Genomic DNA, 20087 nt, shown 5'->3' on the forward strand with positions numbered 1-20087 from the left:
GAGCTTAAGCAGCGGTAGAAAACGTCTTCATTGGGCTGGTGCACATTCGAATAATTGACCGATTGCTGAAGCCAGACGCAAACTATTGCGTATCTTTACCGGAAATTTTTAGGAGGTTTGGAATTACAGAAATTTAAAAAGGTATTTGAAGAGCAAGAAGTTATTCAACCTTTGCTAAAAACGATGAATACCCCGGGTGAAAAAATTTACCTGTCGGGTCTTGTTGGGTCTTCCCAAACGGTATTGGCGTCTATTTTGGCTGGAAAACACAGCCAGCCCTTGGTTTTTATCTTGAATGATAAGGAAGAAGCCGCTTATTTTTATGATGACTTGGTGAATTTGCAAACAGCGTCACCGCTGTTTTTCTTTCCTGGATCGTATAAACGTCCCGGGCATTTGGATTCGCTGGAACAAGAAAATATTATCCTGCGTACCGAAGTGCTGAATCAGCTGCACGAGAATAACCAGATCAGCATTGTGACCTATCCCGATGCCTTGATTGAAAAGGTAATCTCTGGCGAAGGACTGGAATCGAACAGTTTTCAGGTTCATAAAAAAGACAAGCTGTCTATTGAGTTTTTAAACGATGTGCTCTATGAATATGGTTTCGAGCGGGTGGACTTTGTGGTCGAGCCGGGGCAATATTCAATTCGTGGAAGTTTGGTTGATATTTATTCTTTCTCGCATGAAGATCCTTACCGACTCGACTTTTTTGGCGATGAGGTGGATAGTATTCGTAGTTTCGATATTGAAAACCAGATCTCTAAGATTCAGCTTGAGAAAATTGTCATCATCCCCAACATTCAGGATGGACTTGAGGAAGAGAAACGAGACAATTTTTTCAACTTTATTTCATCCAAAAGCAGTATCTACATTCGCGATATTTCGCTGGTTTCAGATTTGATCGAAGGGACTTTTCAACAAGCTCTTGATAAAGAAGATTTGCCGGATAATCGGTTTATCACAGGTAATGATTTTTTGGCCGCCCTGGCGAATTTTACTTGTCTGGAATCGGGAACCACCAACTATTTTAAAACCACAACGCATTACGAGTTTAATACTTCGGCGCAGCCGGTATTCAATAAAAACTTTGAACTACTGGCTAAAAATCTGCAAGAGAATGTCGCTCAGGGGTACACCAATTTTATCCTTTCGTCCAACGAAAAGCAGATTGAGCGTTTGCATGCCATCTTTAAGGATCAAAATCTGAATGTGGAGTTTACCGATCTGAATTTCACTTTACATGAAGGGTTTATCGATCACCAGCTGCGGGTGTGTTGCTATACCGATCATCAGATTTTTGAGCGCTACCACCGGTTTAAACTCAAAACCCGGAAGCCACAAAAGGAAAACATCACGCTACGTGAGCTAAACAAGCTGCACCAAGGCGATTATGTGGTGCATATTGACCATGGTATTGGGAAGTTTGCCGGCCTGGTGAAAACGGAAGTCAACGGTAAAATTCAGGAAGCCATTCGCTTGGTTTACCGCGATAATGATGTGTTGTTTGTGAGCATTCAGTCGCTGCACCGCATTTCAAAATACAAAGGCAAAGAAGGTATTGAGCCCAAAATAAACAAGCTGGGGACGGGTGCTTGGCAAAAGATGAAAGATCGCACCAAGAAAAAGGTGAAAGATATTGCCAAAGATCTGATTGCCCTTTATGCCGAACGAAAAAAGGAGCGGGGATTTGCCTTTTCGCCCGATTCGTATTTGCAAACCGAGCTTGAAGCCTCGTTTATTTACGAAGATACACCCGACCAGGTGAAGGCCACGCAAGCGGTGAAAGAAGACATGGAGCGTGAAATGCCCATGGACCGTCTGGTTTGCGGTGATGTAGGTTTTGGAAAAACGGAAATTGCTATTCGGGGAGCTTTCAAGTCGGTGGCCGATAGCAAGCAAGTGGCTGTTTTGGTGCCTACCACCATTTTAGCCTTGCAGCATTTCAAGACCTTCTCTGAACGCTTGAAGGATTTTCCAGTTAAAATTGAATACATCAGCCGGTTGCGCCCGGCAGGTGAAGTGCGGAAGATTCTGAAAGAAGTGGAAGCCGGAACGGTTGACATTCTGATTGGCACACACCGACTGGTGGGTAAGGATGTCAAGTTTAAAGACCTCGGGCTGTTGATTGTAGATGAAGAACAAAAGTTTGGGGTGTCGGTGAAAGAAAAGCTAAAACAGCTTAAAGTGAATGTTGATACCATGACGCTGACTGCAACTCCGATTCCTCGTACTTTGCAGTTTTCGCTGATGGGGGCCCGCGATTTATCCATTATTCAAACGCCACCTCCCAACCGCTATCCAATTATTACGGAGCTGCACGGGTTTAATGAAGAGGTGATTCGCGAAGCAATCAATTACGAGATGGCGCGCAACGGACAAGTGTTCTTCATTCATAACCGCGTACAAAACATTCACGAAGTGGAAGCGGTGATCAAGCGGATTGTGCCGGGGGTAAAAACCGTGGTGGGGCATGGGCAGATGGAAGGGCCGAAGCTTGAAAAAATTATGCTTGATTTCATCAACGGGGAGCACGATGTGTTGATTGCAACAACCATTATTGAGTCGGGCTTGGATATTCCCAACGCCAACACCATTCTGATTAATCATGCAGAAAACTTCGGGCTGAGCGACTTACATCAGCTGCGCGGACGTGTGGGACGATCGAACAAAAAAGCTTTTTGCTATTTGATGGCTCCTCCACTTTCGACCTTGAGTCCGGAAGCACGACGTCGCCTGCGTGCCATTGAGGAGTTTTCGGAATTGGGCAGTGGCTTCAACATTGCCATGCGCGATTTGGATATTCGTGGAGCCGGTAACTTGCTGGGGGCCGAGCAAAGCGGATTTATTGCCGATATTGGATACGAAACCTATCACCGTATTCTGAATGAAGCCATGCAGGAACTGAAGCAAGGCGAATATAAAGAGCTTTTTCAGGACGAACAGCAGGCTGCGGGCAACGTATTTTTACAAACCCAATTTGTTAGCGACTGCCAGATCGATACTGACATGGAACTGTTGTTTCCCGATAGCTATATCCAGAGTATTTCGGAGCGCATGCTGCTTTATCGTCAGCTCGACAACCTGGAAACGGAAGAAAGTTTGCAGCAGTTTGAGCTGGAGTTGATTGACCGTTTTGGGAAATTGCCGGCTGCCAGTAAAGAGCTTCTGGAAGTGGTTCGATTGCGTTGGCTGGCCATTAGCCTGGGGGTTGAACGCGTTATCTTGAAGAACAAAAAAATGGTTTGTTACTTCATTGCTGACCAAAAATCAGAATATTACCAGTCGCCCATCTTTTCAAAAGTATTGCATTATCTGCAACACAATCCTGACAAATGCCGGATGAAAGAGAAGAAAGATAAATTGAGTTTAAGTTTCGATCACATCAAAACCATCTCTGCAGCCAAAACCATATTGGTAGAAATTGCGGCGGACCAGTAAAGTAGAGCAGTTCGATTTTTTTTAAAGGAAAAATAAAAAGGCCATCTCCAAACTCACGCTGCAAAAGCGGTCTGGAGATGGCCTTACTAATTTTTGATTGACTAATCTACGATAACCAGATCAACCCAATAGGGGAGGTGGTCGGACGCTTTTTGAGCTAACTCATCATCAATCACTTCCTCCGATTTTAGCTGAAATGCTTTTTTGGGGGTGTACAAGATGTGATCAATCTTGCGATTGGGCTTAGCTGTTGGAATGGTTGGGGCAAATTCTTTGCTGGCATCGGTAAATACCTGGCGCAACAGCTTCATGGGCTTGGAGTCTGTCCTTGCATTAAAATCGCCTCCAATAATGATTGGCGCCTCCAGTTTACTAGCCACTTGATTGGTGATTTCGGCCTCAAGTAGCTGGTTCTCCTCATGCTTGTAATCCCAGTGCGTAGAGGCAAAATAAATTTTCTTGCCTTTAGGAAGCTTAACATGTACCAAGCCTAATACCCGGTCTTCAACATTTTTGTCAGCATGTTCCGGCAGTTTAATCGTTTGCGCCTTGCTGATGGGGAAGCGTGACAAGATTCCGACACCATAAGCTCCATCTCCTAACGGTATGGCGCGGAAGAAGTGGAAGTTCATGTCCAGCTTTTGAGCCAGAATTTCCAGTTGAAACTCGTTGTTCCCACGTTCGGTCATGCTGTCTAATTCCTGCACGGCCACGATGTCAGCGTTCGATTGGCGAATGACTTCTGCAATGGCATCCAAGTCAATAACTCCGTTTTCTGCCGGCGGATTGCCGTGGTGGATATTGTAAGTCATTACCCGGATGGATTGTTCGGCGGCGACTGTTTTGGTTGAATCTGCCGCTTGAGATGAATTGTTTGGGCCGCAAGATGAAAGTCCTAGAGTAAGAGCTAAAAGGACAATAAAAAGATAACTTCTGTTTTTCATGGATTACAGGTTGAATTCTATGGGTTAAAAAAGAAACGATAAAACCAGCTTCGTGGTCGATAAAGATAAAAAGTTTATGGATTGAAAAAGAATTGTGAGTCCAGTCATTTCTGCAATTGTTGATTTGGGTAACTGTTGGGTTTTTAGCGGATTCAAATTCAATGCAGATTGCTTGTGAAACCTTCAGATGAAGTCGTAGCCAGAGGCTAAATGCGATATCTGTATTATTCAGCCTCGTATGCCCTGGAAGGCGGATTGGGAAAGCGGAGACAGGTTTCAACGTGTGGTGAGGGAGCTGAAGATCTGCGATTTGCATGAGGTAGAGAAGAATCCTTTCTACCTTTTTTGCCAAGAATTCATGCGTGTTGGTAATCATGGATCCAGAGGCTTTGTCGAAGTCGGACGTAATTTAATTTCGATTAGCAGTTTTACGGACCAAGGTAGATCAATTGACAGAACGCCTTTCCAAATACGCACTTGATTAGTATATTGGGATTTAATCTGAAGTAGTTTTTAATTAGATTTGTACGGAAACGAAAAATTTGCATTTATTAATCGAACAAACATTATCATGAAAAAACTAAAAGCATTCCTATTATTATTTGTATTTACTTTGATTGGTTTCCTTCCAGGTCAGGCGCAACGCGTTGATAGTGACTCGGATGTGATTGGCAAATGGGATCTTACGATCACCATGGAGAAAGACCAATTAGAGAATCTTGGAATTTTCAGACACGGGTTGATGGCCTCAGATGGTTTCCCCGGATGGTTGGAAATTAAATTATCAGGTTTCTCAACGCTTGTAGGATACTATGTAGGATACGAAGGAAGTGCAAGACCAATTGCCGAAATACACTATTCAGCTAGTGAAGATAAATATCATTTTACCATTCCTCCGCAGTGGATGGATATTGATGATATCTATTTTGAATTCACGATAAAAGATGATGTGCTGACCGGATATAAAGTGCTTGATGGCAATAAATTGAAATGGACCGGTGTTCGTGCGCCTTCGTTGGAAAGAACAGAGCCAGCGATTTGGGGAAATCCGATCAACCTGCTCACGGACAACATGGACAAATGGATCATTCCGGCGAACAATAAATTTCAGATGGTTGATGGTGTCATGGTGAACACGGAAAAAGGTGGCAACCTGGTTACCAATCAAAAATTTGACGATTTCAAACTAAGCATTGAATTCCGGTACCCGGAAGGAAGTAACAGTGGAATTTATCTTCGGGGCCGTTACGAGCTCCAAATTGAAGATTCAAAAGGAAGAGCTGATGCGGTAAGTATTGGTGGTATTTACGGATTTATTGCTCCTTCAGTTAACGCAGCTAAAAAACCGGGCGAATGGCAGACTTACGAAGTGACGCTTGTTGGTCGCCATGTAACAGTTGTTCATAATGGCATTGAAACTGTTTCAAATCGTCCAATTCCCGGAATTACAGGAGGTTCGCTTGATAGTAAAGAAGGAGAACCAGGTCCCATCATGGTGCAGGGTGATCACGGTCCTATCGAGTTCCGCAAATTTGTGATTACACCCGCTGTCAACTAAGTGACATCGTAAGATTAGTTTTCTTGAAAGGTGGAGCTCGCGCAAGTGCCTGTAAGTTAACATTTTTGGAGAGGTGGAAAAGGCCGGAATCATTTCCGGCCTTTTTTTATTGAATATAGCTAATTTTCATTCCTCTTTTAGCTTCTTTCAGAAATACGATAAGAGTTGTCTCTTTGTGCTAGTCATTAACTTTGTACTTCGGTACTTTAATAAGCTCAAATTCAACATCCGGAAAGATGTCCGTTGGCGGAGCAATATCAAAATGAGAATTTACGAAATAGAGATGATCCCCAAATTGGGAAGCGGTAGTTGGAATTCCAAAACTGTCATGCTGTATTGTGCCAACAATTTCTCCTTTGAGATATTCATGAAATAGCTTAACTATTGCAACCTGATTAAGCATATTTTGTACTACATATAAAATATCACCATCCAGCAGAATGCCATCAGCAAAGGGGAGTAAGGCTCCATTTAGATCGATTAATATTGCTTCTCCGGAATATGGATCAACACGATATATCTCACCTCGGCCGGTGTTTGCCAGAATCAGTTGCTTGCCATTTTCGGTGGCATCAATACCGTTTGAAAATGCGCCCAGCTGTGGGATCATTGGATTTGGATTCATATTGAAATCTCCGGATAGAGGAAGGGCAATGACCTGAACAGGATCAGGCAATTGTCCATTTTTTGTTAATGGTACTTTGTACAGAGTAGGGGTTAAGGAGGCGGTAAAGAATGCTGCATCTGAAGTGACAACAACATCATTAATTAAATCAGTCATAGGAGATGCCAGTGGAATAGATTGAATAATATCTCCGGTTTTTGAATTGTAGACTGCTCCCATCCCTGAAAAGCCTTTCGCACCATACAAATAACCGCTCCTTTTGTCGAAAGATAAACCCACTAATTGGTCAGGAACTGTTGGTATTGCAAGTAGTTCTCCTTTGCCAGTTCTCAAATTACCTTTATAGATTTGTCCGCTGCTTAAAGAACCTACATAAAACGTCTGGTTGGTTCCAATTGCAATTCCTTCAGGCTGAAAGCCTGCCGTTAGTTCAATTACTTCAGGAAAAGCCTGAATAACTGCTGACTTCTCAATTGGCTGTGCTTCATTGTCCTGAAAAAGATTGTCGTTTTCGCAGGCTATAACGACCATCAAAATTGTAATTAATAAAAATATTCGTTTCATGGCTTTAAATTTTGGGTTTAGAGAAAAAGTTAGATAATTTCTTATGAAAGCACTTGCATTAATGTTGCAAAGGATTGGACTAATGTTGATGGTTTCTCCAATATGAGGGTGGTGCTCCAAATTCATCGGTAAACACCCGTGAAAAATATGCAGGATCTTTAAAGCCCACTTCATAGGCAATTTCCGAAATGGTAAGATTGGTTTCTTGAATTCTGTTTTTTGCAACGGACAACCGATAGAAACGAATAAATTGAGTGGCTGACAAACCGGTTAAAGCCTTTAGTTTTCTGAATAATTGCGAACGGCTCATTGCAAGCAGGCTCGAAAGCTTAACGACACTGAAGCTATCATCACTAAAGTAATCATCAATAATTTTTTTAGTTTTTAGAAGGAATTGCTCATCCGGATCTTGAATATTTTCATTAGGTGCGTCGGAGAACAGTGCCAATGTTTTATATTTAGCCTTCAAATTTTCACGGACTTCTATTAGTTTTTGCAGGCGTACGGATAGTTCCTGCTGATCGAATGGCATGGTAATATAGGCATCAGCTCCATGTTTGTAACCCAAAACTTGAGATGGTTTATCTACCTTTGCACTTAAAATGATAATGGGAATATGACTGGTTCGAAAATCATTTTTTAAAGTTTCACAAACCTTGAGTTCATTTTTTTCGGGCATCAGTACATCTAAAATAATGACATCAGGTATTGTTTTTAGTGCCATTTCGATGCCCTGTGTTCCATGCTCGGCCCTTATTATCCTGAAGTTTTTTATTGTAATGAATTTTAAATAGTTTACGATGTCGTTATTGTCTTCAATTATAAGTAAAAGAGGAAGTTCTTTTTTGTCGTAAGTCAGGTCAGTATCTATTTCGTTTTTTGTTAACTTATTTTTTTTGACATGTTCTTTGGAGTCAAAGGGGTTTGAGATTGCAATTTTATCTGAAATGGGTAGAAGTACTGTAATTTCTGTTCCTATATTCGGCTTACTCGAAACAAACAAGTTTCCATCCAGCAAGTCAACTAATTCCTTAACAATAAACAGTCCAATGCCAGCTCCGTAGGATTGGTGCCTGTTGTTGCTTTCCCCCTGATAAAACCGATTAAAAATTAGAGGTAATTCACTTTCAGTTATTCCAACGCCACCATCTTTCACTGTTATCTTTAAATGACGCTGGTTATTGTTTTCTCTTTCAGGAAAAACACAATACCCAAATTGTTGCTTTCTATATGACTGAAGTGTAGAGACTACGATGTAAACATCCGTATTCTCAGGTGAATATTTTATAGCATTCGAGATCAGATTGCTTAAAAGCGAATCAATTTTGTCAGGATCAAAATCTATCTTTAATTCCTTTAATGGCGATTGGTAGTGCAATTTTATGCTTTTTCCTTTCGCCATGTGTTTGATGATGTCAACAAGCTGTCGGATGTAGGATAGAATATCTGATTGAATGAAATTCAATTGCATGGCATTTGCCTCAAGGCGGGAGAGGTTCAGCATCTTATCGACCAGGTGAAGTAATCGAATCCCATTTTTATGAATAATTGAAATTTTCTGCTGAAAATCGGAGATTGACAGTTTAGCAGCCGGATTTGAGTATCCTAAAATGATGGTAAGTGGGGTGCGAAATTCGCGGGTTACTTGGGTATAAAAGTCGGTTTTAATTGTATCAATTTCTTTTAGGTGTTCAACTTCTTTTGTTTTTAGTAACATGCTTTGTTTTATGAAAAAGTTTAGCCAACTCTTAAAAACGATAGCTATTACAAACAAATGAAGCACAAAAAGAATCAGGTTAGCTGTGGGAGTAATTTCGGGGAGTTTTACTAAATGAGGTTGCAGTATAGCCTCTGTAATTACGGTGATAATATACACCATAAAAAGAATGTGAATTTGAGATGGCTTTAGGAAATACAAGGAATGGAGCACGCCCGCCAACCCAACCAGCACCACCCCTCCGGAATACATAATTCCTCCGAAGTACAAGACTGCGGCAAAAGAAAACAGGACGTAGAAAAATTGGTTAGTTACAACAAATATGTTTACATGTTTACGATGAAGAATAAGGCTGACAAATAGCACAAGTTCGAATAATGCAAATAGATTCATAACAATTGAAACATGAGTAAGCCCAGTTATCCAGAGTATTAATCCGGTCAAAATCAGAAATGGAATACCAGCGATGAGATATCGAGTGAATCTAATTTTTAATGCTTTTGTTTCCGGAGAATCGGCTGGGGTCTCCAAGTGAATATCAAGCCATGATGAAACAGCATTTTTAAGTTTGTTTATAGTCAGAATGATACGTTGCATGAAGAGTGTTGTGAGTAACTTAACTTACGCAGAGGGAAAAAATAAGTTGTTAGGGATGAAGAAGGCGTATAATTGAACTTTCGATATATCTATGTTGTGTTCTAAAACGAAAATTTGAGAACTTAGTATACATCTTCCCTCTGTTTGACAAGCTAAAAAAGGCCGGAAGCGATTCCGGCCTTTTTATTGATCAGGGCCAGTTTAGAGACTAACCCCGATTAATTGCATAAAAGTGTTCCAGTCCCAGTAATCTTTGTTCCAGATTATTTTACCGTTTTCAACTTCCATGACAGAAGCTCCGGGCATTTCAAAATACTTTCCGGTGGGCGGAATGCCCATTGCTGGCCAGCCAACGGTGTTGGTTCCTTTCCAAATCCATTCAACTACAGCAAATCGTTCATTGGCCACAATGGAAATGATATCAAATCCAGTGTCCGGTATTCCGGCAATTGTGGTATTGGCATATATGGCGAGTGCATCTTTGTCGGTATAGGCACTGCCTGTTGTTACTGCCGTGTAGGTAAATTCATCAGCGAATAGGGAGGTTAGCATGTCGGCATCATGCTTATCCCACGCTTCAATAAATGATCCGGCAATGGATTCATTTTGCGCTACCGTTGCATTTTCGCCGTTATGACTGCTCCCAACATTTGAGATCAGACCTTCAACTTGCATATACATTGTTGTAATGTTCATGGGATCATCGGCATAACCGGTAAATTCCATAGTACCTTGCGCCTGACAAAAACGGCCGGTGCCGCCATCAAAAACAGCTTGTCCTGTTATCTGATTATCTGGAATGCTAAATTCCCCAGTAAGCGTGTATTTCAGAAAATCGCCGTTGGCTGCACAAACCGATCCAAACATTTCCCACGAAATGGTCCAGGTTTGCTCATTCATTTCCACGGAAATGCTATACCAGGTGCTTTTATCGGTGATCAGCTTCCCTAAATGTGAAATATTCCCGGATAGATTCCCAATTACAGGAATATCATTTAGAGTTTCAGTTACATGCGATTGCATCTCGCCTTTGATTGGAATCATTTTCATCTCGGCTGATTTTAAGTTTTTGTCGATCTCGGGCGATATTGAATCGTTCACATCACAGCCCGCAAAAAGTAGGCTTATGCTCCATAATAAGACAATCATTTTATTCATCTTTTTTGAATTTAAAAGGTTTAGAATGTAGATGCGTATAGCTGGGAACGTACAATTAAAGTTACGACAAAGCAGAAGCTTGTGCTTTGGTAATTGTCTCAGATGTTTTGGCGTTTGTCTCGAATGTTGGTTGTGCTAGCGAAGAAGCTTATTTGGGGAGAAGCCAAACTCCTCGTGAAAGCAGGTGCTGAAGTGCGATAGATTTTTGAAGCCGGTTTCAAAAGCTGTTTCTGTAACGTTTTTGTCCTGTTTCTCCAGCAGTTCTTTGGCTTTGTGCAAGCGAAACGACCGAAGGTACCGACCAATAGAGCTATTGGTGATTGCACTGAATTTTCGATAAAGTTGAGCCCGGCTCATGTTCATTGAAAAACAAATGTCATTGATTCCGAAGTCTTCGTTTCCCATTTCTTTTTCAATCAGTGTATTAATTCGTTTTATGAATTGGCCTTCCGGTTCAAACTTGGTGTTTTCATCCTGGGATTGAAAAGGGAGTGTGCCAAAGTGTTTTTGCATTTTCCTTCTTAGTTGCAACAGGTTGCCCAGTTTTAACCGAAGTTCTTTTTCGTTGAAGGGTTTAACCAGGTAGTGATCGGCTCCAATTGAGAGTCCGGCGAGTTTCGAATCGAAATCACCGCGGGCGGTTAGGATCACAACCGGAATATGGTCGGTCCGAATATCAGCTTTCAGCTTTTCGAGCATCTCAAAACCGTCCATCAGAGGCATCATTACATCCGAAAGAATAATATCCGGGATGATTTCCAGGGCTTTTTCAAAACCGGACTTTCCGTTGGGGGCAAGTTCTAAATTGTATTCCTTTTGTAGGATTGCCTGAAGGTATTCGACCACATCTTTGTTGTCTTCTACAATGAGTAGAACCGGTTTCTCCGCCTGCTCATTATCTGGCTCATCTGTTTTTTTATCGATCTTGGGTTTTGTAATTTCCGTATGAACCGTCTCTGAGCTTATTATGGATACGTCATGATCTGCGATTTTTTTTGTCGTTTTCGAAATGGGAAGCAGAACGGTAAATTCCGAACCTTGACCTTCCCGGCTTTCTACACTGATCATCCCATTCATCAACTTAATCAGTTCATAGGTAACTGCAAGACCGAGCCCGGTTCCCGGAGTTTGGTCGTGTTTGTCGGGGACCTGGTAAAAACGCTCAAAAATTCTACTTACTGAAGCTTCGGGAATTCCTCGCCCGGTGTCTCGCACTGAAATAAGAACGGATTCCTTGTTTTTTTCAAACGTCCTTGAAACATCAAGGCTTACAATTCCTCCGGGAGGCGTGAACTTAATGGCATTGGATAACAGGTTGGAAATAACATGCATCAGTTTGTCGGGGTCGTAGTCGGTATAAATTGGGTTTTCCTGTTGGTTCAGAATAAGTTCAACCCTCACATTTTCTGCCAGGCTTTGAAAAGTAGCTGCAACATAGCGGATAAACCTGCAGATGTCTCCATGAATTAGCTCCAGGTGCATTTCATCGGCTTCAATTTTGGCAATGTTCAACATCTGGTTTACAAGGTGAAGAAGAAGCTGGCTTTGTGCTTTGATCTTTTCGGGGCCACTTAGCATCCATTTTTCAGGATGTTGTTCCATCTGGTCCACTATTCCTTGTATGACTGTTAGTGGTGTTCTGAATTCATGGGAAACGTTGGTAAAAAGTTTGGTTTTTGCCTCATCAATTTTCCGTAGTTTCTCTGCTTCCGACTTTTCATAACGACTTTTGTCTTTCATAAATAAAATGACAATCAGTAAAATGCAGGCGTTAATCCAAACGGAAAGTCCGACAAAGGATATGGTATTAACACGCGGAGTAATGTATGCGGGTGTGGTGAGCGAAGACTGGAAAAGTCCGAGGATGATAATGGTAATGCAGTAAGTTACAAACATCCCAATGGTCCAGCGCAGGTTTCCGGCCAGCATTGATCCCATGGCACAGTTCATCCCGATGAAAATAAAACCCAGGGAAGTGGTTATTCCTCCGGATTGTAACATGGCGAACAGTGCCGCGACAATATAGATGGAAAATAGAATGTTGATCACCAGATCGAAGCGTTTCATCCTTCGGTACAAGGGAAAACCGATTGAATAGCCGGCCCAGAATACGATGGCGAACCACCAGATAGGCCAAAGTTTCAGCACAACGAGTTCAACGAAGGAAGAGATAATGACGAACACACAAGTAACAACCATCCAAATCCATGCCCAACGTTTTCGGAGTTGTGTTTCGGAGTCAAGACGCGGATCTGCCAGGTAGCGGTCAATCCAGGCGATAATCTCTTTGCTGGAAATGCCTTTCATGGTTTATGGGCCTTTCTTTAGACTGGTAACGGTTTTGCGTGTTTAATTGAAGGCTGCCGAGAACAATACGTTGGGCGAATTGGCAGAGTTTCACTTCAAGCCCATTACCAGGCTGAAGGGTTGGGAGCGTACCCCCGAATTTTATGATTCAACTTGCAACTTTCGGGATTCAGTGGAGTCAAGTTCATTCCGAAATACTTGCATTTTTGTCTTCTTGTTAATAAAAGGAAAAGAGATGGTTTTTAATGGCTGTTTTAAGAACTTCAATTTTTGATTTTAAATTTATAAAAGGCATTTTTGTAGTCCGGTATTTGGAGGGTAATTCTGAATACGCGGGGCACTCTTCGAGACTATTCTGATCTCCTGTTTCTCCCGATTAAATATTAAATGTTTTAGAAATGCTGAATAGAATTTCAAAGAAAAATAATTCTTCAATATATAGAATTGAAGAAGAGGGGAAGGTAAGTGTCAATCGGTTGATTGTATCCAGCGCCGAAACGCGTGCAATTTGCAATGATACAACCGTTATGGGCGTTGATTATACGCAGAAGTTAGGCCGGGCATGTTCCTTGGCGCTAAAAGGTATGCAAGAAGAACAAGTTATCAACCTGCAAGAGCGAAAGACCATTGTTTTTAATATTTTGAGGGGTGGATTAAACTTTGGTTTGCGTCAGGCTATTGCCGATGCTTTTGGCTGGAACTTACATGGATCTTCGTTCATCAGTGCTCAGCGGGCGCGCAGAAATCCGGAGTCGGAAGAATGGCATATTATTGAAAGCGATTACCAAAAAGTTTACATGCCACCATCGGCACAAATTGTAATTGGAGATGTTGTTGCTACAGGTACAAGCTTAGAATTTGGCTTAGAAGCTTTGGTGCAACAAGCCGAAATGAATAACATCAATATTGAATCGATTTTGTTTTTCACGTTTGGAGGAAAACGAACGGAAGAAATTCTGGAAAAAGTAGATGCGCTGTGTCGGGAAAAGTTTGAAGGATATCAGTCAACCACGCTGTGTTACATCGAAGGACGCTTTACTGTTCCAACCATTTCATCTCCATTAACGATAAAACTGACAGGTACCGATTTGGTAAAACGCGAAGCTTTAATGGCTCCGGAGTTTATCGAAAGTCAGTATGAGGCTCCTGCGTATGCTATTGAGCGCTGTGTGATTTACGATGCTGGTTCGCGAGCTTTTTGGCTTCCTGAGTACCTGGAAGATGTAATCGAATATTGGGAACAGGTGCATACCATGGCCCGAAGGGGACGAACTTTTGAGCAGTTGCTTAGCGAACGTTTCCCTGAGCTTGATGCCAGCCGGTTCTCTGAAGTTAGTTTGCAGGAAGTAGCAAGCTGTCACTTGGATAAGTTGAAAGCCATTGCAAATTCATAATCAATTCAAACGATAATATTAAGAATGGAAAAGACGACGCATTTTGATCACGACTTTTCACTGTCGCCTGTTGATGAAAAAAGTAAAAAAGGATTTTGGCCCATGCTGGTTGTTATGTTGGGTTTCACTTTTTTTTCGGCCAGTATGTGGGCTGGTGGAAACTTAGGAGCGGGACTAACGGCTGCTAATTTTATTACTGCCGTATTGTTTGGTAATCTTATTCTCGGAATTTACACTGGCTTACTTGCCTTTATTGCCGCCAAAACCAATTTATCAACCCACTTGCTGGCGCGTTATTCTTTTGGCGAGCGTGGATCCATATTGCCCTCCTTTTTGCTGGGATTTACGCAAATTGGGTGGTTTGGTGTTGGCGTGGCTATGTTTGCTATTCCGGTGCAAAAAGTAACCGGATTAAATATATACATGCTGGTTATTCTTTCGGGCTTGATTATGACGGCGACAGCCTGGTTCGGAATAAAAGCCTTGACGATACTTAGTTTTATTGCTGTTCCTTCCATTACGGTTTTGGGTTTAATGTCGGTAGGAAAGGCTTTTAACGATTTTGGTGGAACAGAAGCCTGGTTCGATATTGTTCCGTCAAACCCACTTACGCTTTATGCTGCCATTGGTATTTGTGTGGCTTCGTTTATTAGTGGAGGAACACTAACCCCCGACTTCACCCGTTTTTCGAAAAACAGTAAAATTGCTTTGTCTACGACTCTGATTGCTTTTTTTGTGGGTAACTCGCTGATGTTTTTGTTTGGTGCTATTGGTTCTGCCTTTTATCAACAGTCTGATATTAGTGATGTTTTAATGCAGCAGGGAATGATTGTTTGGGCCATGATAATTCTTGGGTTAAATATCTGGACGACAAATGACAATGCGCTTTATGCTTCAGGACTTGGGTTTTCGAATATTACCCGTCTTCCTAAAAAAGTGATGGTGATTGTAAATGGTATTGTAGGAACGTTACTTGCCCTCTATTTATACAATAATTTTGTAGGTTTCCTTAATGTGTTGAACACCATGTTACCGTCCATTGGCGGGGTGCTCATAGCCGATTTCTACCTGGTTCATAAAATGAAATATGTGGGATTAGCAGAGAGGACGATCAGTCGATTTCGCTGGTCAGCCGTTGCGGCCTGGGGGGCGGGTGTTTTAGCAGCTACTTTTTTGCCAGGTGTTGCTCCGGTAAATAGCGTGCTTACATCCATCATTGTTTATGTGTTAATTGAAAAGGTGATTCTAAAAACGAAAACGCTAGCTGACAAGGGGTAGTGTCCAGCAAAGTCAGCATGTTTCTTTGTCAATTTCAATCGACGAGTTCATAGAACGTGTTTGCTTTATAAATTAAAAATGAATTTGAAATGCATATAGTAATTTGTTCAAGCATCGATTTTACGCCACAAATAGCTTTGGTTGCCCAAGGGTTAAGCCAGCTGGGGCATACGGTGGATATTCCTTTAACTAGCCGGCAAATTATAGCCGGGCAACTCACACTGGAGGAATATTTGGCAGAAAAGACAAATGCCGGAGAAAGTGCTCAGCGTAAAATTGAGCATGATGTAATCCGGAATTATTTTGAGAAGATCAAAAAGGCAGATGCCATTCTGGTTTTAAATTTCGATAAAAAAGGAGTCACAAATTATATTGGGGGAAATACCTTTCTGGAAATGGGATTTGCCCATGTTCTGAATAAACGCATTTTTCTGTATCACCGGGTTCCAGAGATGATTTACTCGGATGAGTTACTGGCTTTTAATCCTGAAGTTGTCCATGAGAATCTTTCCTTGATACGATAAAAAATAGAAATTTAATTGGGCTGCAAGGCTTGATTTTAGAGGGACTAAAAAAGCCGATTCAGAGATGGATCGGCTTTTTTGCTTTTAGCTTTTTGTGTTTTAGCGGCGTCCGGACCTTCCATTGGAAGAACTCCGTGACTGGCTGCTTTTATTTGATATTTTTGAATTTCGGCTGCTTGAACGACTTCTTTTGACAGTCGATTTGGGCTGGCTCGATGAACGTTTTGAGCTCAACGACCTGGACGAGGTTTTCGGCTTGAAGGTCGACTTTTTTGAAACAGCAGTTGATGATCGCTTGGGGGCGCTGCTATTGGGTTTTGAATAGGACGATCGTGTTGTTCTGCTACTTCTTACTGTTGTTGACTTAGGCGATTGGCTACTTCTTTTATTTACAGAAGAACTTGTGCTAGTTCTGTAGGTCGAATTACCTGTTGAGCCTGACCGACGCGATACATTCGTGCTGCGTCCCGAAGAAGGATTTGTAGCCGATCTTTTGGGCTGAATCGTTGTTGACTTACGTGTAACTCCGGTTCCCCGATTGATGGACGAGTTTGTACCCGTGCGAGTTGAGCTGTTTGAAACTGAGCGTCTTTGAGAGGCTGAACTGTTTCGATTGGTTGACCGGCTCGTTACTGATGGCGAGCTGGATGTTCTATTTCTGGTTCTTGAATAGCTTTCGCGCGTCCTTTGGTTCTTGCGGGTTGTTTTGTTATAAAGTGCGTCACCTCTTCTTCTCAGGTCAGGCCGCGAATAGGTTTTTTTATAGTGCCCATCTTTTATTCTGGCCGACACTCTGGGCGAATAGGTCCGAACGCGACTGTAATAGAAGTCCTTGTAACGATTGTATCGATGGTGATTCCAGTGGCGGTAGTGCCCATAGTAATGATTGTGATAGTGCGTGTGGTAACCGTAGTACGTATGCCAGTAATAGGGGCGCCATGGATTCCAGTATGAAGGGTAATAGCCCCATCGCCAGGATGAGTGCCAGCTTACGTAGCTGGGGCGATAGATAAACTGAATGACGGGCCAACTGGCTACTTCGTAGGTCGTGACTGCGACTACTGTAGGACGTTTTGTCACGGTTGAGTTTCCGATGTAACCCGGATTGGGAGTCTCCTGGCTGTCAGCATAAATGGGCTCAACGATGTAGTTTGGGCCATAAAGTGCTTCATCGCCAATAAGCTGAACGCGTGCTGATCCATCGTTGAAACGTTGAACGGTGAAGACGGCTACATCCTGTGTTTCGTCTCGGTTTAGTGCAGCCCGTAAAACGATGGTGTGTCCATTGCCATCAGCATAGTCTATGACCATGAGGTAATCGACCAGGTTGTCGCCGTTCAGGTCGAGGTTGTTGATGCGTGAGTTTTCATCATTCAGGCTTCGTTCAAAACCTTCAAGGGTTTCAGACTCCTGAAAGAGTTTCATGGTAGCGTAGAGGTTTAGGTTGTCTCCTGGCAGACCCAGATATTCGTCCGGGTAATTTTTTGCCTGAATGGTGCTCGTTGCTGCTGTAAGCAGAGCGAGGATGGATATGATGATAAACTTTTTCATGACGTTAAATATTAAGTGAAAGATCTCTTGTTAGCAAGAATGACAAAACTCGTACCATTAATTCATTGCCCACGAAGAAGCTCGGGCTGTTAACCTGGTGTTTTTTTCAGAATAGATTGAATTTGTATTATGTAAGTGTTTTTTAATTAGTGATATATTGAGATCGGTTAGTTGTGGGCAGCGAGCGTTTCTTTTTATAAATCTAGCGGAGAGATGGCGTAGATATTAACAATTGGACTCAATTTGTTGAAAACGATCAAATGCTTGTAGATGCCAATCCAGGAAATTAGTTCTCATGAGGACATCATTAAATTTCCATGGAAAAGAGGAATGTCGTTGTACCTGATGAAGACAATTTCAGGCAGATAGTTTCTCTTCAGAGAAGAAGGCATAAAAAAAGTCCCATAAAATATGGGACTTAAGATCTTTAAATGGTGAGTTTATTTTAAACTAAGCTAGTTTAACATTGACTGCATTTAATCCTTTTTTGCCTTCTTGCAAATCAAAGGTTACTTCGTCATTTTCACCGACATTATCGATTAATCCGGATGAATGCACAAAATATTCTTTCGATGAATTTGCATCTTTGATGAATCCAAAACCTTTAGATTCGTTGAAAAATTTTACTGTTCCTTTGTTCATGATATTAATAGATTTATTGCTTGCAAGTTAAGGCTAATTTTTGGGATAATTGCATGATTCTCAAAAAAAGCCTGTAGGTTTTACTTTCGTAGCACTTCTTTATCACGCATGCTACTTCCCGGATTGGATTGTTAACGTTACATTTTCTGCTGCTCAAGAAAGCCCTCGGCCACGCGTAGGGCGCGCAAAGTTCCCTTCTTTTTATATTGATGTGCTTCCATCCGATGCAGGATGTTGGACAAAATCTGCACGGTCTCCAGCATGTTGTCTCCTTTGTTAAGCATAACACATTCGGAGCGGGCTGCCATGGAGGCATCGGTAATTTCGGCCCGGGTAGCCACGCCTTCTTTCGATAGTTTTTCCAGTACCTGGGTGGCCCAAATGTTTGGAATGAATGCAGCTTCGCACAGCCATAAAATTTGTTCCTGAACTTCGGATATTCGCTCAGCACCAAGCTCAACGGCCAGGTCTCCACGGGCAATCATCACCCCAATGTTGGGATTGCGCATGGCAGTAATTAGCAGCTCGGGGAGGTTTTCAAAGGCATCGCGATTCTCAACTTTCAGAACCAGCCCGATGTCCGAACGTCCGTAGGCTTCCAGTTGTTCTTGCAGTGCAATGACATCGGCGGCTTGGCGTACAAACGAATAACCGATGATGTCGGCCTGTTTGGTCAGGAAAGGTAAAAAGCTCAGATCGTCGGGAGAGAGCGAGGGTAGGTTCAGCTTCGAGTCCGGTAGGTTGATGCCCTTTTCGGCGCGCAGCTTACTTCCTTTTTCCATGTTGGCCCGTACGATCTCCACATCCAGGTATTCATCGGTGATGCTGGTGATGATGCCCCCAATTTTGCCATCGTCGAACCAAATATGCTCCCCTTCTTTTAAATCGGTAAACTGTATGGGGGATGCGATGGAGATTTTGGCAGGAGCAATCAGCTCACCGTCTTTCGTATATTGGGCATCGTGTCCCAAAACTTCTTCCCGATACACCTGTAAGTGATCGCCTTTATGTAGCGTCACATAGTCGACTTGCTTTTTCTTTTTTTTCTTCTTTCTCAGTTTTACAGGGCCCGTGCGCATTTTGGGCCCGGGCAAATCCATATAGATCCTACATTCTTGTCCCGTTTCCTGGCAAGCCTGGCGGATATGAGCAATCATTTTCTCCCAATCTTCCTGCGTATCGTGGCTGCAATTTACTCGTGCTACCTCAACGCCTTGGTCAATCATCCGTTTCACAAGTTCGTAGTTGCTTGCGGCTTCCGATGGTAAGGTAACCATAATGCGGGTGTTGAGAGACTGGTTGCTCCTGCCTAAAAGTCGGGTGGTGTTGCTTTCCAGCACATCGTTGCTCCGAAAATAATTGACCGGGTGTTCCCCTAAGTCGTAGTTTCCCCGAAACTTTTCCCCTTGGTACAAGTGTAAAAAGTAGAGAATGTTTTCGATGTTGGCTAAAACATAACGTTCCGAGTGACCGATGGAAGACAGTCCCATTGCCGACAATTCTTCCTGAATCTGGCGAAGCTCAAAGGTGCGCAGTTTCAGGTAACGAATAAAATTACGTACGCTGTATCGGTAGTTGGGATGTACCGATTGAATCATTGGCTCATAGCTTTTTTCGCACGAGAGAATCGCTTCCCTGATTGTCATCAACCGAAAGATTAACTTATCAACATCAATTGGCTTCATAGTCATGGGGCTTAATTTTTTAGTTGGACGAGTTGGTGACCGTTCATCCTTTCGCAAATAAAACATAAAGATAAGAATACTTTCATGTCTTGCTATCACTGC

Annotated in this window: 13 protein-coding genes; 5 read left to right on the top strand and 8 right to left on the bottom strand. The window is 42.3% G+C overall.

Annotated elements, in window-relative coordinates:
* Positions 1–117: 117 nt before the first annotated feature.
* The gene (gene mfd / locus ACUNWA_RS01820) at positions 118–3441 is read left to right on the top strand and encodes a transcription-repair coupling factor (RefSeq protein WP_445590169.1); all 3324 of its coding nucleotides are present in this window, start codon (positions 118–120) and stop codon (positions 3439–3441) included.
* A gap of 101 nt (positions 3442–3542) precedes the next feature.
* On the opposite strand, the gene ACUNWA_RS01825 is transcribed toward mfd, so the two are convergent.
* Entirely contained in the window at positions 3543–4385 is an 843-nt protein-coding gene (locus ACUNWA_RS01825; RefSeq protein WP_445590170.1) for an endonuclease/exonuclease/phosphatase family protein, read from the bottom strand.
* 571 nt (positions 4386–4956) lie between these two features.
* Between ACUNWA_RS01825 and ACUNWA_RS01830 the strand changes: the two genes are divergently transcribed.
* The gene (locus ACUNWA_RS01830; protein WP_445590171.1) at positions 4957–5943 is read left to right on the top strand and encodes a 3-keto-disaccharide hydrolase; all 987 of its coding nucleotides are present in this window, start codon (positions 4957–4959) and stop codon (positions 5941–5943) included.
* Between the two features lie 178 nt (positions 5944–6121).
* Here ACUNWA_RS01830 and ACUNWA_RS01835 read toward each other — a convergent pair whose 3' ends face one another.
* From ACUNWA_RS01835 to ACUNWA_RS01850, 4 genes are all read right to left on the bottom strand, one after another.
* Positions 6122–7132, bottom strand: coding sequence for a hypothetical protein (locus tag ACUNWA_RS01835; protein ID WP_445590172.1), 1011 nt, complete (start codon positions 7130–7132; stop codon positions 6122–6124).
* A gap of 79 nt (positions 7133–7211) precedes the next feature.
* Positions 7212–9446, bottom strand: a complete 2235-nt coding sequence (locus ACUNWA_RS01840) for a hybrid sensor histidine kinase/response regulator transcription factor (RefSeq protein ID WP_445590173.1) — start codon at positions 9444–9446, stop codon at positions 7212–7214.
* Positions 9447–9647: 201 nt separating this feature from the next.
* The gene (locus tag ACUNWA_RS01845) at positions 9648–10604 is read right to left on the bottom strand and encodes an ester cyclase (protein ID WP_445590174.1); all 957 of its coding nucleotides are present in this window, start codon (positions 10602–10604) and stop codon (positions 9648–9650) included.
* A 135-nt stretch (positions 10605–10739) separates the two neighbouring features.
* Positions 10740–12911 (bottom strand): ATP-binding protein, encoded by a 2172-nt coding sequence (locus tag ACUNWA_RS01850; RefSeq protein ID WP_445590175.1) that lies wholly within the window; start codon positions 12909–12911, stop codon positions 10740–10742.
* A gap of 398 nt (positions 12912–13309) precedes the next feature.
* Between ACUNWA_RS01850 and ACUNWA_RS01855 the strand changes: the two genes are divergently transcribed.
* The 3 genes from ACUNWA_RS01855 (at position 13310) to ACUNWA_RS01865 (ending at position 16107) form a co-directional block, all read left to right on the top strand.
* Positions 13310–14305, top strand: a complete 996-nt coding sequence (locus ACUNWA_RS01855) for a hypothetical protein (RefSeq protein WP_445590176.1) — start codon at positions 13310–13312, stop codon at positions 14303–14305.
* Positions 14306–14329: 24 nt separating this feature from the next.
* Complete coding sequence (codB, locus tag ACUNWA_RS01860; RefSeq protein WP_445590177.1) at positions 14330–15583, top strand: cytosine permease; 1254 nt, start codon at positions 14330–14332, stop codon at positions 15581–15583.
* Between the two features lie 89 nt (positions 15584–15672).
* Entirely contained in the window at positions 15673–16107 is a 435-nt protein-coding gene (locus ACUNWA_RS01865) for a hypothetical protein (RefSeq protein ID WP_445590178.1), read from the top strand.
* Between the two features lie 99 nt (positions 16108–16206).
* Here the strand turns inward: ACUNWA_RS01865 and ACUNWA_RS01870 are convergent, their stop codons facing one another.
* The 3 genes from ACUNWA_RS01870 to ACUNWA_RS01880 form a co-directional block, all read right to left on the bottom strand.
* Complete coding sequence (locus ACUNWA_RS01870; RefSeq protein ID WP_445590179.1) at positions 16207–17658, bottom strand: hypothetical protein; 1452 nt, start codon at positions 17656–17658, stop codon at positions 16207–16209.
* 450 nt (positions 17659–18108) lie between these two features.
* Positions 18109–18300, bottom strand: a complete 192-nt coding sequence (locus ACUNWA_RS01875; RefSeq protein ID WP_445590180.1) for a cold-shock protein — start codon at positions 18298–18300, stop codon at positions 18109–18111.
* 137 nt (positions 18301–18437) lie between these two features.
* Positions 18438–19991, bottom strand: coding sequence for a pyruvate kinase (locus tag ACUNWA_RS01880; protein ID WP_445590181.1), 1554 nt, complete (start codon positions 19989–19991; stop codon positions 18438–18440).
* Positions 19992–20087 lie beyond the last annotated feature (96 nt).

The sequence above is a fragment of the Sunxiuqinia sp. sy24 genome (assembly GCF_052677165.1).